13 protein-coding genes are annotated in these 15,981 nt (G+C 44.4%); 5 read left to right on the forward strand and 8 right to left on the reverse strand.

Annotated elements, in window-relative coordinates; translation table 11 throughout:
* Positions 1-7: 7 nt before the first annotated feature.
* From NX903_RS14800 to NX903_RS14810, 3 genes are read left to right on the forward strand one after another with little or no spacing between them, the layout of a single operon-like run.
* Positions 8-1,294: a UDP-glucose dehydrogenase family protein gene (locus NX903_RS14800; RefSeq protein ID WP_004398478.1), complete on the forward strand. Its 1,287-nt coding sequence runs from the start codon at positions 8-10 to the stop codon at positions 1,292-1,294.
* On the forward strand, positions 1,291-2,241 hold the full coding sequence (locus NX903_RS14805; protein ID WP_086344233.1) for an NAD-dependent epimerase/dehydratase family protein: 951 nt from the start codon (positions 1,291-1,293) through the stop codon (positions 2,239-2,241). The genes NX903_RS14800 and NX903_RS14805 overlap by 4 nt, the downstream gene beginning before the upstream one ends.
* Positions 2,242-2,243: 2 nt before the next feature.
* Positions 2,244-3,467, forward strand: coding sequence for a glycosyltransferase family 4 protein (locus NX903_RS14810; protein ID WP_086344234.1), 1,224 nt, complete (start codon positions 2,244-2,246; stop codon positions 3,465-3,467).
* 73 nt (positions 3,468-3,540) lie between these two features.
* On the opposite strand, the gene NX903_RS14815 is transcribed toward NX903_RS14810, so the two are convergent.
* The 3 genes from NX903_RS14815 to cotSA are packed head-to-tail and all read right to left on the reverse strand — an operon-like array spanning position 3,541 to position 6,180.
* Positions 3,541-3,975, reverse strand: a complete 435-nt coding sequence (locus NX903_RS14815) for a hypothetical protein (RefSeq protein ID WP_086344235.1) — start codon at positions 3,973-3,975, stop codon at positions 3,541-3,543.
* A 1-nt stretch (position 3,976) separates the two neighbouring features.
* A complete protein-coding gene (gene cotS / locus NX903_RS14820) occupies positions 3,977-5,032 on the reverse strand; it encodes a spore coat putative kinase CotS (RefSeq protein WP_042977512.1) in 1,056 nt (351 codons plus the stop codon).
* 14 nt (positions 5,033-5,046) lie between these two features.
* Positions 5,047-6,180 carry a spore coat protein CotSA gene (cotSA, locus tag NX903_RS14825; protein ID WP_086344236.1) on the reverse strand — a complete coding sequence of 378 codons (1,134 nt, stop codon included), beginning with the start codon at positions 6,178-6,180 and terminating at the stop codon, positions 5,047-5,049.
* 189 nt (positions 6,181-6,369) lie between these two features.
* Between cotSA and cotI the strand changes: the two genes are divergently transcribed.
* Positions 6,370-7,443, forward strand: a complete 1,074-nt coding sequence (gene cotI / locus NX903_RS14830; RefSeq protein ID WP_086344237.1) for a spore coat kinase CotI — start codon at positions 6,370-6,372, stop codon at positions 7,441-7,443.
* A 79-nt stretch (positions 7,444-7,522) separates the two neighbouring features.
* Positions 7,523-7,990 carry a TspO/MBR family protein gene (locus tag NX903_RS14835; RefSeq protein WP_086344238.1) on the forward strand — a complete coding sequence of 156 codons (468 nt, stop codon included), beginning with the start codon at positions 7,523-7,525 and terminating at the stop codon, positions 7,988-7,990.
* 30 nt (positions 7,991-8,020) lie between these two features.
* Here the strand turns inward: NX903_RS14835 and glgP are convergent, their stop codons facing one another.
* Genes glgP through glgB form a run of 5 tightly spaced genes read right to left on the reverse strand, consistent with a single transcriptional unit; the run spans position 8,021 to position 15,932 of the window.
* A complete protein-coding gene (gene glgP, locus NX903_RS14840) occupies positions 8,021-10,417 on the reverse strand; it encodes a glycogen phosphorylase GlgP (protein ID WP_033884545.1) in 2,397 nt (798 codons plus the stop codon).
* Positions 10,404-11,858: a glycogen synthase GlgA gene (glgA, locus tag NX903_RS14845; RefSeq protein ID WP_086344239.1), complete on the reverse strand. Its 1,455-nt coding sequence runs from the start codon at positions 11,856-11,858 to the stop codon at positions 10,404-10,406. The genes glgP and glgA overlap by 14 nt, the downstream gene beginning before the upstream one ends.
* On the reverse strand, positions 11,855-12,886 hold the full coding sequence (gene glgD, locus NX903_RS14850) for a glucose-1-phosphate adenylyltransferase subunit GlgD (RefSeq protein ID WP_015251371.1): 1,032 nt from the start codon (positions 12,884-12,886) through the stop codon (positions 11,855-11,857). Before glgD ends, glgA begins: the two co-directional genes overlap by 4 nt.
* Positions 12,887-12,909: 23 nt before the next feature.
* Positions 12,910-14,052 carry a glucose-1-phosphate adenylyltransferase gene (locus tag NX903_RS14855; RefSeq protein WP_086344240.1) on the reverse strand — a complete coding sequence of 381 codons (1,143 nt, stop codon included), beginning with the start codon at positions 14,050-14,052 and terminating at the stop codon, positions 12,910-12,912.
* Positions 14,049-15,932, reverse strand: a complete 1,884-nt coding sequence (gene glgB, locus NX903_RS14860) for a 1,4-alpha-glucan branching enzyme (protein WP_086344241.1) — start codon at positions 15,930-15,932, stop codon at positions 14,049-14,051. The genes NX903_RS14855 and glgB overlap by 4 nt, the downstream gene beginning before the upstream one ends.
* Between the last annotated feature and the right edge of the window lie 49 nt (positions 15,933-15,981).

Consider the following 15,981-nt stretch of genomic DNA (forward strand, 5'->3'; position numbering starts at 1 on the left):
TCAGGTGATGAAAATTTGTGTGGTTGGCGCCGGGTATGTCGGTTTAACCCTATCAGCGGCACTGGCATCCATCGGACATGACATGATATGCACAGACAAAGACGTCAAAAAAATCGGGCAGCTGAAAAAAGGAGTCATTCCCTTTTACGAGCCTGGGCTTTCAGATGCAATACTTCGTTGCGGCAATCTCTCGTTTTCTTCTGAAGTGAAATCGAGCATGGAGGAATGTCCCGTTATTTTTATCGCAGTCGGAACTCCGCCGCGTTCGGACGGATCAGCTGATACGAAAGCCCTGCAGTCCGTCATCGGTGATTTAAGCGAGGCGATCCGATCGTATAAAACCATTATTACGAAAAGCACTGTTCCGCCCGGGACAAATGAAAACATAGCAAAACAGCTGATTGCCTCCGGAGTGTCTAAAAACCTCTTTAATATCGTATCCAATCCGGAGTTTCTGCGGGAAGGCAATGCCTTATATGACATGCTGCATCCTGACAAAACAGTCATCGGTGTTCAGGAAGAAGATCACGTATCGGCAGCCATCGTCAAATCCATTTACAAACACATTGATACCCCTTTTATCGTTACAAGCTTAGCGGGAGCAGAGCTGATCAAATATGCCAACAATTTCTTTTTAGCGGCCAAAATTTCGTTCATTAACGAAATGGCCCGCATATGTGAAGCCTATCAATCAGATATCTCAGATATTTCCCGCGCTATCGGTCTAGACCCAAGGATCGGGAAGCACTTTTTGCAGGCAGGCATCGGATACGGAGGCTCTTGTTTTCCAAAGGATCTGCAGGCGCTGCAATTTGCTGCCCAGGAAAAAAACACGGAGACCTTCCTGCTCCGGGCCGTGCAGCACATTAATGACACCCAGCTTGGCCTGTATATCAAAAAAATACAGTCATTCTTCGAAACACTTCAAGGCAAGAAAGCGGCTGTACTCGGCATTTCCTTCAAACCGAATACTGATGACATCCGGAATTCTCAGGCTGTCAGACTGATGGAAAGGCTGGCGGAGCTGGGATGTGATGTTCATGCATATGATCCTGAAGCTGTACTTCCAGAACATTTGCGGCAACATGTAACTCAGCATTCTCAAGCTTTTGATGCGATCGAAGAAAGCGACTTTTTATTTTTGGCGACAGAATGGTCTGAGTTTTTAGCGTTTGATTGGAAAAAGGCTGCAGATATCATGAAAGGGCGTCTTGTGATTGACGGGCGCAACGTACTAAAAAAAGAACTGATCGAGGCTTGCGGCCTGATCTGTACGGGAGTTGGCCGTCCATGAAAATACTCGTCACGGGAGCAGCGGGCTTTATCGGCTCCCACCTCTGCGAAGAATTACTAAAAGATAAGAAACATAACGTTATTGGAATCGATGACTTTATCGGTCCTACTCCATTTTCCTTGAAATTAAAAAACCTTAAAAACCTGCTGCCGGAAAAGCGATTTACGTTCATAAAGGAAAATCTGCTGACAGCGGATCTTGCTCCCTTACTGGAAGGAGTGGACGTCATCTTTCATTTGGCGGCCATACCGGGTGTCCGGTCAAGCTGGGGCAATCATTTTCACCCATATGCCGCACATAATATCCAAGCGCTCCAAAGGCTCCTCGAGGCGTGCAGGGAACATTCTATTCAAACGTTCGTCTTTGCATCCACCTCTTCCGTCTATGGCGAAAAACAAGGAAAAGTCAGCGAAAACACGTCGCTTTCTCCTTTATCTCCGTACGGGGTAACAAAGCTTACGGGAGAAAAGCTTTGCCATGTGTATCAACAGAGCTTTGGCATTCCAATTGTGATTCTCCGTTTTTTTACCGTATACGGGCCAAGACAGCGGCCGGATATGGCTTTTCACCGGCTCATTAAGCAGCACCTTCAGCAAAAGCCGCTTACCATCTTCGGTGATGGGCAGCAGTCAAGAGATTTCACTTATATCAGCGACTGTGTCAAAGGCATCACCGCTGTTCTTGGGAAACCCCATCTTATTGGTGAAACAGTAAATATCGGCGGCGCAGAGCGTGCCTCAGTCTTAAAGGTTGTCTCCCTTATTGAGGATATTTCCGGCAGAAAAGCAACACTGCACTTTTCGGACAAAATAGCAGGGGAACCGAGCAACACGTGGGCGGATATTTCAAAAGCAAAACAGCTCTTGCATTATAATCCCGCCACATCCTTAAAGGATGGCTTGACCAACGAAATCGCCTATTTATCGTCGCTGTATCAGGGGGAATAAAAATGAAGCTTGCCTTTATCTGTACAGAAAAGCTGCCGGCGCCCGCAGTACGCGGCGGCGCTATTCAAATGATGATTGACGGTGTCACGCCCTATTTCAGCAGCAGGTACAACCTGACCATTTTTTCAATAGAAGATCCATCGCTCCCAAAAAGAGAAACAAAAGACGGCGTACATTATATCCATCTGCCAAAAGAACATTACCGCGAGGCGGTAGCCGAAGAGCTGCGAGCCTCTTCCTTTGACCTCATTCATGTGTTCAACAGGCCTTTAAATGTCTCTTTATATAAAAAAGCCTCACCAAACAGCAAGATCGTTCTGAGCCTGCATAACGAAATGTTTTCTGAGAAAAAGATGACCTTCGCGCAAGGAAAAGAAGTACTCGACAATGTCTCCATAATCACCACTGTGAGCGAATTTATTAAACAAACCGTCATTGAACGTTTCCCTGAAGCCGAGGACATCACAAAAGTTGTGTACTCCGGCGTTGATTTAAACTCTTATCCGCCTGTCTGGACGATGAAAGGCTCGGCTGTCAGAAAAACATACCGGAAAAAATACGGTATTGAAGATAAAAAAGTTATTTTATTCGCCGGCCGCTTAAGCCCGACAAAAGGACCTCACCTTCTCATTCACAGCATGAGACGGATTTTGCAGCAGCACCCTGATGCTGTACTGGTCATAGCAGGCGGGAAGTGGTTCAGCGATGACAGCGAAAACCAATATGTAACCTATCTGCGTACGCTGGCGCTGCCATACAGAGACCACATAATTTTTACAAAATTCATTCCCGCTGACGACATCCCAAACCTTTTTCTGATGGCAGATGTATTTGTGTGCAGCTCTCAGTGGAACGAACCCCTCGCCCGTGTGAATTATGAAGCAATGGCGGCCGGCACGCCCTTAATTACCACAAACCGGGGCGGAAACGGAGAAGTCGTAAAAGACGAAGTCACCGGCCTTGTCATCGACAGATACAACAAACCTTCTTCATTTGCAAAAGCAATTGACAGAGCCTTTACAGATCAAGAATTAATGAGCAAAATGACAAAAAACGCCCGACAGCATGTAGAAGCTTTATTTACCTTTACCCATGCGGCCAAAAGGCTCAATACTGTTTACCAATCCGTTCTCACTCCGAAAAACAAACAATTTCCGCCGCCTTTTCTGACGCAAAATTTTGATTTATCATCTATCAATCAGCTTTTTGTGAAAGCAAAAACATAAAACCTACAGCTCGTGTTGCAAAACGGGCTGTTTTTTTGCTGCAGAGAACATGAAAAAAGGCATAAATATGACTTTATGCCTTGCGCTTTACGGTTTGAGAAAACCATGGAGCTGGTTTAGATTCACTTGGAAGAATGATGATTTCCACTTTAGCTTCTTCCGCTAAGTCTGGTTCTTCATCTTCCTCCTCTTCTTCTACATATGGGGGCGCTGAGCGTTTCGAATCACGTTCCTCCTCAGGCTCTAGAATGGTTTCGAATTTCGTTTCTTCTTCATCATCGACGATTTTGTGATCTGTTTCCTTTTCCTTCGTTTCTTCTTGATATTCTTTCGGTGCATTGATGTGAGGGAGCTCTCGAATGCTGCCCACATCTAAATGCTTCTCCTCTTCTTCCTTCTCAGCTGACATTGAGTCATGAGCCTGCCACCCCATCGGTCCAGGCGGTGTAAATACGAATTGGTCGAGATCCAGTTTAGAAATAGAGGCTTTTTGTCTCGATGACCTCATGTCAATTCGCCTCCCGATACGCTTTTATCTTTTTATACAGTTCCGGCAGTTTATCCAAAAACGAATCTTTAGATTCTTCAACAGAAATCATGTTTTGCAGCGCCCAGTTATACTTCTCATCTGACCACGTTTTCTTTTGCTTCAAATAATATTTGTGCCCGATTGCACAGAACAAATGCGGAAACGCGAGATCAATCCAAAGTACCTCGTACTGTTTTTCTGTGAGCGGATACACTGCGTCGTAGGACGCAAGCAGTGCAACCATGAAATCAGTATCCCAAACAGAAAGCTTAACCATCACTTTATTCAGCAGAATACGAAGGTCTCTTGACGGCAAATCGTAGGTAATCGAGTGAAGCTCCTTTAAAAAAGGCTCCCCTTCGATCTCAGTCAAACGTGCCAATGTAAAATCCTGAAAACAGAATCCGCCATGCTCGAGCGTCTCTTTTGTCCAGGTTTCGTATTCTGAGTCATCAAGCGCTCTGAGAGCTTCTTTTCCTCTTGCCAGCATTTTATCAGCATGTTTTAAGAAAGTTTGCGAAAATACGTCATCAGGATAGGATGCTGCGATCTGCATATTCCCCTCCAGTTCCTGCAGCTTCCAACGGTACAATTTGTGCCATTTTCCCAGCCTGCTTCTCTTCTTGCTTTCATCTGTGCAAACATATCCTTTTGAGGCATGATGAAAATGGCCGGCAAATGACATGACTTTTTTCATTTGCTCTGCATCATAGTAAATCATTTCTTTTCCTGTCACTTTGTCATATAAGCTGTAAGAAACCTGATCCGTGCCCAAGCAGCTACCGCCATTTTTTGTTTGATGAATCGGCGCTATCGGCAGCCCTTTCTCTTGTAAATGGGCGTGTGCCTGAGTGATAAAAAGCATCCGCTCCGGTTTCATTTGCGCTTCTTTTAGCAGCTTTGGGCCATGATCAGTTTCGACTTCCCAGATTTTGCGCCCGCTTTTGTTCGATTTCAGCGCCACATGGTCGATATGAAACGGATAATAACTGAGAATTTCGGACACAATCTGTTCTTCATGCTCTTTTTGGTACACTCTGTTCACCCCTTCTATCTGTTCTTTTCATAGACGCTGAGCAGATTTTCAGCCACCCTCTGCCAGCCAAAATTGCTTTCTGCCTCACGGCGGCTGTATTTCCCAAGCCGTTCCCGCTTTTCCGAGCTGCTCAGCAAATCATTGATACGTTCGGCATATTGTTTAGGATTTTCAAAGTCATGAATGATGTAGCCGTTTTTCCCTTCCTCTATGACCTCTGGATTGCCTCCCCGATTGCTTGTAATAATAGGAAGTCCCGCAGCCATCGCTTCATAATGCACCCTTGCTAAAGGCTCCTGCCATTGCGAAGAGCATACAAATACATCTGACATGGTATAAAGGCGCGGAATGTCCTTTGGCTTCACAAATTGAATAAATGTGACATGATCCTTTTGCATCGCACCAAGGGTATGAAGATGTTTGACATAGTTATTTAATTCATTATCTCCGAACCATTTTGACCCGATAAACACCATCATGACATCGGGGTGCTCCTCAATGATGTCCGGCAAAGCTTGCAATAATATGTGCGGGCCTTTGACTTTGCTAAGCCGGCCGACAAACAAGACGATTTTTTTGCCGTGAAGCCCCAGCTCGCTACGCATCTCTTCGCGAGCCCGCTGCCCTTCATTCGTCCAGCGAGGGTGGTACGTTTTTAAATCCACACCAGAATACACCGTTTTTGTTTTTGATCGTGCTGACGGAAAACGGCTTGTGATCGTCTGTCCGATATAATCGCTGACCGTAACAATCTGCGCTACGGAGTCGATGCAAATCTCGCCTTCCGCCTGGCTGATTTTATCGTAAGCGAACATTTCATTGTGAACGCTTAAAATAAAAACAGCATCCGGCGCCTGTTTCTTCAATTTCGGAACCCAGCTTGGGCGATTACAAACATGCACAATATCAAAACGGCTCTTTTTCAGCTCTGCTCCAACGGCTTCTTCATAACGGTCTTCATCCAAATGCACATAATGGACACCGTCTACCTTCTCTCTATCAGCGAGATTCGGATCTTTAATAGAAAACACAGTCACCTCATGTTTTTTGGCAATTAAAGGGGCAACCGCTTCGAGGTAGATTTGAATGGCGCCTCCTCGAACCGATGGGACAGGAAGCTTCTCTGTGGCGATCAGTGCTATTTTCATACATAGCCTCCATTCCTGCATGATTTTTAACTAGTTAGAATCATGATACGGCTGAACAACCAACTTGTGCGGAATGGGACTGCCCTAAAAACAAAACGGGTAAACAACCAGATTCATCTATTAAATATAGTCAAATAACTCAATCATTTTTTCCTTTTGATTCATAAGGTAGGAGTAAAACAGGTAAGGATGTGTCCTTTAATGGCAGAAAACCATGAAGTCATTGAGGAGGGGAATTCATCAGAGCTTCCTTTATCAGCAGAAGATGCAAAAAAATTAACGGAGCTGGCTGAAAATGTGCTTCAAGGATGGGATGTGCAGACTGAAAAAATAGACGTCATTCAGGGAAACCAGATGGCGCTTGTCTGGAAGGTCCACACAGACTCCGGTGCGGTTTGTCTAAAACGAATACACAGGCCAGAAAAGAAAGCGTTGTTTTCCATTTTCGCGCAGGACTATTTAGCAAAAAAAGGCATGAATGTTCCTGGCATACTCCCAAACAAAAAAGGTAGCCTATATTCCAAGCACGGCTCATTTCTATTTGTCGTATATGACTGGATCGAAGGAAGGCCGTTTGAGCTGACTGTAAAGCAGGACTTGGAGTTTATCATGAAAGGCCTTGCTGATTTTCATACAGCTTCCGTCGGATATCAGCCGCCAAATGGCGTTCCCGTATTTACCAAATTAGGTCGCTGGCCGAATCACTACACGAAACGATGCAAACAGATGGAAACGTGGAAGCTGATGGCGGAGGCGGAAAAAGAAGATCCTTTCTCACAGTTTTATCTTCAGGAGATAGATGGCTTTATTGAAGACGGGCTGCGCATCAAAGACCAGCTTTTGCAGTCGACCTATGTTCCATGGACTGAACAGCTGAAAAAAAGCCCTAACCTTTGCCACCAGGATTACGGAACCGGAAATACACTCTTAGGGGAAAATGAACAGATTTGGGTCATTGACTTAGATACCGTTTCATTTGATCTGCCTATTCGCGATTTGCGCAAAATGATTATTCCGCTTTTGGATACGACGGGCGTTTGGGATGAAGAAACATTTCATGTCATGCTGAACGCATACGAATCCAGAGCCCCATTAACTGAAGAACAAAAACAAGTCATGTTTATTGATATGCTGTTTCCTTACGAGCTTTACGATGTCATTCGCGAAAAATACGTCCGCAAGTCGGCTTTACCGAAGGAAGAATTAGAATCAGCTTTTGAATATGAACGCATTAAAGCAAACGCATTGAAGCAGCTTATTTAAGACCATCATTTCCCCCGCATATCGGGGGTTTGATCTTTATAAGATAAAGGGTAAATAAATACATGCGGAGGTTGCAAATATGAAAAAGATTGTCGGCGCTTTAGCCGTTTTTGTGATTACATATGCGCTGTTTTCAGCCTCAGGCTACCTGTTTCCTGTGGACCAAGAATGGTACAATTCATTGAAAAAACCGGACTGGACGCCAAGCAGAACTGCGATCGGCATCATTTGGGCCATCCTGTTTGCCCTGATCTCCCTTTCAGCAGCCATTGTATATGCTGCGTTTTCATTTAAAGGTGCGAAAAGCTTTTGGTTTACACTTTTGATAAATTACGTGCTCAATCAAGCCTTCAGCTATTTCCAGTTTACGCAAAAAAATCTGCTGGCTGCATCGCTTGACTGCCTGCTTGTCGCCATCACAGCAATCGTATTACTGATCATTGCCAAAAAATACAGCAGAGCCGCAAGCTATCTTCTTTTGCCTTATTTTTTATGGAGTGCATTTGCGACGTTCTTATCCTTTACAATCAATTCAATGAATCTGTGAACAAAAAAAGCCGCTTATACAGCGGCTTTTTCACATCATCGGCTTGATGCCCCAAATGTCCTTCGCATATTCCCGGATCGTGCGGTCGCTGGAGAAATATCCAGAATGAGCAATGTTTACAATCGAACGCTCAGACCATTTCCTTCGCTCCCGATAATCAGCTTGAATTCGCTCCTGTGCATCTGCATATGAGCTGAAATCCTTCAGCACAAAATACTCATCATTATGCGGAAGCAGCGAGTCAAAGATCGATTCAAATTCATCTGCCTCTCCTTCAAAAAAACCATTGATCAACTGATCCGCTACCTGCCTGATTCTTCTGTCATGCTGATAATATTCCCTCGATCTATAGCCGCCGTTTTCCTGATACGATAGAACTTCATCCGCCTTTAAGCCGAACGTGTAAATACAATCAGGGCCCACCCGCTCAAGGATCTCGATATTTGCGCCGTCATGCGTGCCGATCGTCAAAGCCCCGTTCATCATAAACTTCATATTCCCTGTACCAGACGCTTCCTTGCTTGCGGTTGAAATTTGCTCACTTACGTCTGATGCCGGAAAAATTCGCTCAGCCATAGAAACTCTATAATTTTCTAAAAAAACAACTTTGATCAGCTGTTTGACTGCCGGATCATAATTGACTTTTTCTGCGACAGAATGGATCAGCTTAATGATTTTCTTGGCATAATAATAGCTTGGTGAAGCCTTTGCCCCGAAAATAAAGGTTTGCGGGTAGATTGAAAACCCGGCGTCCTCCTTGAGGCGGTTATACAAATACATAATGTGAAGAACATTCAGCAGCTGCCGTTTATATGCATGAAGCCGTTTCACCTGTACGTCGAATATGCTGTCAGGGTTCACAACCACCCCGGCCGTGCAAAAAATCAAATCGGCAAGCTCTTGTTTTTTCTTGCTTTTGTTGTTTTGAAACTGTTCAATAAATGCAGGATCAGTGGCGTACGGTTCTAAACGGATCAGTGATTCCGGCTGTTTGACCCATTCATCGCCGATCGCCTCTGTAATGATGGCAGACAAGCCTGGATTCGCTTTTAACAGCCAGCGCCTGTGGGCAATTCCATTCGTCTTATTGTTAAAACGATTCGGAAACAGCAAGTGAAAGTCGCGCATCTCCCTTTCCATTAATATATCGGAATGTATTTTTGCAACGCCATTTACACTGTAACTGCCTACTATGGCCAGATGAGCCATTTTGACAACACCATGCGCTGTAATCGCCATGTCCTCTATCCTTTTCCAGTCTCCCGGATACTTTTCCCAAACTGCGCGGCAAAACCTCTCATTGATCTCTTCAATAATCATGTACATTCGCGGGAGCAGCGGCTTAAACAAATGAATCGGCCATTTCTCGAGCGCTTCTGACAATGTTGTATGATTTGTATAAGAAATCGTATGTACAGTGATATGCCAAGCTTCTTCCCAGCTCATGTTCTCTTCATCGAGCAAAATCCGCATCAGCTCAGGCACCGCAAGCGCAGGGTGAGTGTCATTAATATGAATGCTCACTTTTTTATGCAGGCCGGATAAAGATTTATGTGTTTTTCGGTAATTGTTCACAATGCTTTTTAAGCTTGCGCATACTAAAAAATACTGCTGCTTCAGCCGTAAAATTTTCCCCTCATCATGGGTGTCATCGGGATATAAGAATTCAGAAACCGCTTCTGTTTCCCGCTTATAAGACAAAATATTACCGCCGTGATAATGCGCATAGGGCTCAGCGTTCCAAAGCCTTAACGTGTTGACAGTGCCTGTTTCATAGCCGATAATCGGGATATCATAAGGAACAGCGGTAACAATTGTCGCTTGTTCGTGGCGAAAATGCAGGCGCCCGCTTTTTTCTGTCATATGGACTTCGCCCCAAAACGGCACGTCCACTGCTTGATCCGCATTCCTTACTTCCCATACGTTCCCGTTTTTCAGCCATTGCTCAGGCAGCTCCACCTGATGCCCGTCTACAATTTTTTGCTCAAACAAACCATGCTTATAGCGTATGCCCATGCCGTGCCCAGGCAGGTTCAACGAAGCAAGAGAATCTAAAAAGCAAGCGGCCAAGCGGCCAAGCCCGCCGTTGCCGAGACCTGCATCGTTCTCTATCTGAAGGATTTCCTCTAAATTGATGCCGATTTCCTTTAAACCAGCTTCTACAACATCACGAACACCAAGATTCATTAAGTTTTGCTCAAGGAGCTGACCGAGCAGAAATTCGATTGATAAATAATATGTCTGCTTCCCGGAATTTGATCTGCTTTTTTCATTCGTCTCGATCCAATCAGCGCTGATATACTCTCTGACCATATTGCCCAACGTTTTATATTGATCCAGCTTGGCAGAATCTTTAAAGCTTTTTCCGCACGTCATTTCCAGACGCTTTAAAAATAAGTCTGCAAAGCGTTCTTTACTCGAGAACATCCCGTCCACTCCTTGTCACCTGCTCGAAAATACGCTGATACTCTTTAGCCGACTTCCCCCAGCTGTAATCTGCATTCATAGCGGTCTTCACGATGCTCTTCCATACATCCTGTTGGCGATAAAACGACAGCGCCCTTTCTATCGTAAATTTCAGATCATGCGCATTAAAGGCAGAAAACGTAAAGCCATTGCCCGTTCCCTCTTCCTCCTGATAGGCACGGACAGTGTCGTAAAGCCCCCCCGTTTCCCTGACAATCGGAATGGCGCCATATTGAAGAGCAATGAGCTGCCCCAAACCGCACGGCTCAAATTTCGACGGCATCAAAAACATATCAGAGCCCGCATAAATTTGATGGGCTAGCGGCTCATCAAACCCGATATAAGCCCGGCACTTCTCATGAAAAGCAAATTCTGCATACCGGAAATAATCTTCAAATTCACGTTCTCCTGTGCCTAGCACAACCAGCTGTATGTCTTGCTCCTCAAGAAGTTCGTGCATAATTCTGCGGACAAGATCAAGCCCCTTTTGTTTAGTGAGCCTTGTCACCATACTGATCAGCGGAATATCGTTTTTCTCTGGAAGCCCCATCCGCTGCTGAAGCTTCGTTTTGTTTTCCAGCTTGCATGCAAGATCCCCTGAATCGTATTGCGCCTCTATATAAGGGTCGCTTTTCGGCTGATAGAACGTATCATCAATGCCATTTAATATGCCGGTTACATCATCTTCCCTATATTGCAAAACCTGTTCCAACTGCTCACCATAATACGGCGTCATGATTTCATTTCTGTAAGTGGGGCTCACAGTTGTCACATGATCAGCCGCAATGATGCCCGCCTTCATAAAATTAACAAATCCGTTGCATTCTAACCTTTCATAATGAAAATGATCCATCTCAAGACCCAGCAAGTCATGTGTGACATCAGGAGGGAATATGCCTTGAAACTGCAGGTTGTGGATCGTGAGCACGCTTTTCATCCGTTCATAAAAAGGATGTTTTCTGTACTCCTCTTTCAGCAAATAATTGACCATCGCTGTATGCCAATCGTGAGTATGAACAATATCGGCTTGAACATTCACAACTTTGGCAGCCTCCAGCACAGCTCTTGAAAAAAAGGCAAACCGCTCACCGTCATCATAATGCCCGTACAACGAATCCCTGTTGAAATAGTACTCATTGTCGATGAAGTAATAATTCACATCATTCTCTGCCATATGTTCAATTCCGCAATATTGCTGCCGCCAGCCGACAGCTACGGTACACTCAGCCTGTTTTTTCATACGCTTTTTCCACGGTTCAGGTATTTGGCTGTACTTCGGCAGCATCACAGCTACCTCATTGCCTAATCGCGCAAGCGCCTTTGGCAGAGCACCTGCTACATCGGCAAGACCTCCTGATTTCACAAATGGGGTGCATTCTGACACAGCAAATAATATCTTCAAGAATTCATCAGCTCTCCTTGCACCAAACCTTTTCTTAATACAAGCGGCTGCTCAGCTGTTCCTACAGCTTCCGTCGCCTTGCCGATTTTAACATCCTTATCCGAAATGACCTGCTCAAGAAGACAATCCTCTCCAATCTGCGTTTTTTGCATAATAATACAGTTTTTCAGCTTCGTTCCCTTTCCGACATGGACCGCCCTGAACAAAATGCAGTTTTCAACCTCTCCTTCAAGCACACAGCCGTTTGCCACCAAAGAATTTTTGACAGTGCTGTGCTTTCCGTATTTCGTAGGCGGCTCATCCTTCACTTTTGTATAGATCGGCTGCTGCGGCAAAAACACCTGCTGCCAAAAACGAGGCTGAATGAGCTCCATACTGTGGGTATAATATTTTTCCACCGAATCAATGACAGCCGCATAACCTGAATATTCATATGGGCAAATGGTCAGGGCAGAAGATTCCTTTTCAACAGCCTCCTGAATGGTTTTATAGCCTTTTTCACTATGTCCGTAGATCAGATCCTTTAAAAGCGTTGTTGACATGATATAGATTTGCAGCGACTGGCCGTCCTGAAATACCTCGGTGACGTCGCAGCCAACCTCCTGATGGCGTTTCAGCACATATTGAAATTGAATGTTGCATACGGTATGGCTGTTGGAGATAACAGCATATTGCTGCGTGCTTCTGTGGAAGTAATCTAGATGGTCCGAAAACTGGCGAAAGGAACCGAATTCATCGTATTCGTGATGAAGATGGGGAGACGGGAAAAAAAAGAGGCCGTCCTTTTTCCGGTGCAAATCCCATTCCTTACCCGCCCCAAGGTGATCCATGAGCGAACGGTAACGATACTTCGGAAAAATTGCAACACTCCTAATATCCGCATTCACCATGTTGGAAAGCATAAAATCAATCAGTCGGTACCTGCCGGCAAAAGGGATCGCCCCGAGCGACCGCTGTGCTGTTAAATCCTGAAGAGAATGCTTATATGTGGTTTCATCTATAACACCTAACATTTGATTATTGAACACTGACTCTGCCCCCTCTTCAGTAATTAAATCAATTCTTTTTCTACAAATTCCTCTGAAACGAGCAGCACCTCTTCAATGTCTTTTTCGGAGCGAATCACTGCGCCATCCGGCAGCACCATCCCATTAGGAACGATGGCATTTTCAATGACTACATGCTCCCCAATCGTCACATCCGGCATTATGACGGATGATGTAACAGTCGTATGCTTACCGACAGTCACACCTTGAAAAAGAACGGAGTGAGACACATTTCCATATACAACACAACCTTCGTTCACAAGCGAATCTTGAACCTGCGCATCAGATGAAATAAATTGCGGAGGCTGATTTGGATTGACGGAGTAAATTTTCCATTTGCGTTCAAACAGCTTCAGCTCCGAGTCCTCTTTTAACAAATCCATATTGGCTTCCCACAAGCTCTGCACCGTTCCGACATCCTTCCAATATCCCTTGAACGGATAAGCAGAAAGCTTCTTTTTCTCTTCCAAAAGCAGAGGAATAATGTCTTTGCCGAAGTCGTGGCTAGAATAAGGGTTTTGATCGTCCATCTCAAGATACTGTTTCAAAAGCGGCCAATTGAATATATAAATTCCCATTGAGGCAAGATTGCTCTTAGGGAATTTGGGCTTTTCATCAAAATGTGTGATCGTCCCATCTGGATTGGCCTTCATGATGCCGAACCGGCTTGCTTCCTCCCAGCCCACTTCGATGACAGAGATGGTCACATCTGCTTTCTTTTCAATGTGATAATCAAGCATTTTGCCGTAGTCCATTTTGTATATGTGATCTCCTGATAAAATCAGTACATACTCAGGATCATACTGATACAAATAATTGAGATTTTCATAAATGGCGCTTGCCGTCCCTTTATACCACTTGACTTCTGATGACTCGGCATAAGGGGGTAAAACCGTCACGCCGCCATTATATCTATCCAGGTCCCATGCACTGCCGATCCCAATATAGGAATTCAGCTCAAGCGGCTGATATTGCGTTAAAATCCCGACTGTGTCTATACCTGAATTAGAACAGTTGCTTAGGGTAAAATCAATAATCCTGTATTTTCCCCCGAAAGATACAGCCGGTTTGGCCATATTTTTTGTTAATCCGCTGAGACGGCTGCCCTTCCCGCCGGCAAGGAGCATGGCTACACATTGTTTTTTCATCTTTTTATCTCTCCTCTTTTTTTAACCGCCCGTAAAATCGAGATGCCGTAAGGGGGGATGGTCATCGTGATATAACACGGTTTATGATGAAATGCTCCCTTTTTGGCCGATAATGGCTTTTTGTTGATTTGCCCTGAGCCTCCATATGTTTCACTGTCACTGTTAAGCACTTCAATGTATTGAGTGAAAAAAGGAACTCCAACATCATATTGATGATAGACCACGGGTGTAAAATTACAAATGATGACAAGCGCCTCACCGTGCTTTTTGCCATAACGAATAAAAGAAAAGATTGATTGTTCGTCATTATGGACATCAATCCATTCAAACGATTGTGCACGATGGTCATGCTCATAAAGGATTTTGCTTTTTTGGTAAAAGCGGAGAAGATCTTGCGTAAAAACGCTGGCTTTCTGATGCATGGGGAAGGAGTCCAAAAACCAATCAAGCTGTTCTGTATCTTTCCATTCATCAAATTGGGCAAACTCTGATCCCATAAAGATCAATTTCTTTCCGGGATGCACTGTCATATAGCCCAGCAAAAGCCGATACTGGGCAAATTTCTGCCAGTAGTCGCCAGGCATTTTATTAAGAAGTGATTTTTTTCCGTATACGACTTCATCATGAGAAAACGGCAATACAAAATGCTCACTAAACGCATATAGTAATGAAAAAGAGATAAGCTGATGACAATGCCGCCTTTCTTCGGGTGGCGTCTCCATGTATTTCAGTACGTCATTCATCCATCCCATATTCCATTTATAATGAAAACCAAGCCCCCCTTCCTCAACGGCACCTGTCACTTGAGGCCATTCTGTAGAATCTTCCGCAATCATCATCACATGGGGATATGCCTCTCTCATGGTTTGATTGAGTTTTTTTAAAAACTCAACAGCATATGGATTCGTGTGGCGTTCATCCTGATTTGGCCAATACAAGATATTAGCCACTGCATCAACCCTAAATCCATCTATATGATAGAATTCCGCCCAGTACAACGCATTCGAAATTAAAAAACTATGAACTTCCGGTTTTCCCAGGTCAAAGTTTGCCGTGCCCCATAACCAGTTCTCCCGATCACGTTCTTCTTTGTATTCATAAAGCGGTTCTCCATCAAACATATAGAGTCCATGTGCATCTTTACAAAAATGTCCGGGGACCCAATCCAAAATGACTCCGATATTTTGTTGATGACATTCATCAACAAACTTCATCAGATCATGCGGCGTGCCAAACCTGCTTGTCGGGCTGTAATACCCCGTTCCTTGGTATCCCCATGAACGATCATATGGATGCTCATACACCGGAAGCAGTTCAATATGGGTAAACCCATGCTCCTTGATATAAGGGATAAGCGTCTGACTTAATTCTTTATAGGAATAATGCCTGCCATCAGAATGCTTCTTCCAAGACCCAAGATGCAGTTCATAAATGAAAACAGGTTTTTCATACAGCGTCTTAGCCTTCTGTTTCTTTTGCCATTTTTGATCTTGCCAGCTGTACCCTTCCAAATTGTAAGTAAGTGACGCTGTGTTTGGTCTGACTTCTGAATAAATAGCGTATGGATCTGCCTTCAGCCTGATCTCACCGTTATTCGTCACGATTTCATATTTATATCGTTCCTTTTCTCCTATACCTGGAATAAATAACGTCCAAATGCCATTATCATTCACTCTGTGCATCACATGCTCTTCTCCAGACCAGCTGTTAAAATCTCCAGCCACTCGTACTTCCGACGCATGAGGCGCCCACACACAGAATTCATATCCGCTTTTGCCATTCAGCTCGCGGTAATGCGAGCCAAACAGCTGATAGCTTTTAAACAGACTGCCTTCGTGAAAAAGATAAACATCATGTGCTGTCGGGCTGGCAGCGGCCATGTAATCATCCTTTCTGACATCATAGTTTTCATTTATAGTATTTATTCGA

The sequence above is a fragment of the Bacillus sp. FSL R5-0576 genome (assembly GCF_038004765.1).
Classification (GTDB): Bacteria; Bacillota; Bacilli; order Bacillales; family Bacillaceae; genus Bacillus; species Bacillus subtilis.

Bases quoted from the DNA above. Each gene is read 5' to 3' on its own strand.
- cotI (WP_086344237.1), top strand. From the start codon at position 6,370: ATGTGTCCTTTAATGGCAGAAAACCATGAAGTCATTGAGGAGGGGAAT.
- NX903_RS14855 (WP_086344240.1), bottom strand. From the start codon at position 14,052: ATGAAAAAACAATGTGTAGCCATGCTCCTTGCCGGCGGGAAGGGCAGC.
- NX903_RS14800 (WP_004398478.1), top strand. From the start codon at position 8: ATGAAAATTTGTGTGGTTGGCGCCGGGTATGTCGGTTTAACCCTATCA.
- NX903_RS14805 (WP_086344233.1), top strand. From the start codon at position 1,291: ATGAAAATACTCGTCACGGGAGCAGCGGGCTTTATCGGCTCCCACCTC.
- NX903_RS14810 (WP_086344234.1), top strand. From the start codon at position 2,244: ATGAAGCTTGCCTTTATCTGTACAGAAAAGCTGCCGGCGCCCGCAGTA.
- glgP (WP_033884545.1), bottom strand. From the start codon at position 10,417: ATGTTCTCGAGTAAAGAACGCTTTGCAGACTTATTTTTAAAGCGTCTG.
- NX903_RS14815 (WP_086344235.1), bottom strand. From the start codon at position 3,975: ATGAGGTCATCGAGACAAAAAGCCTCTATTTCTAAACTGGATCTCGAC.
- glgB (WP_086344241.1), bottom strand. From the start codon at position 15,932: ATGGCCGCTGCCAGCCCGACAGCACATGATGTTTATCTTTTTCACGAA.
- NX903_RS14835 (WP_086344238.1), top strand. From the start codon at position 7,523: ATGAAAAAGATTGTCGGCGCTTTAGCCGTTTTTGTGATTACATATGCG.
- cotSA (WP_086344236.1), bottom strand. From the start codon at position 6,180: ATGAAAATAGCACTGATCGCCACAGAGAAGCTTCCTGTCCCATCGGTT.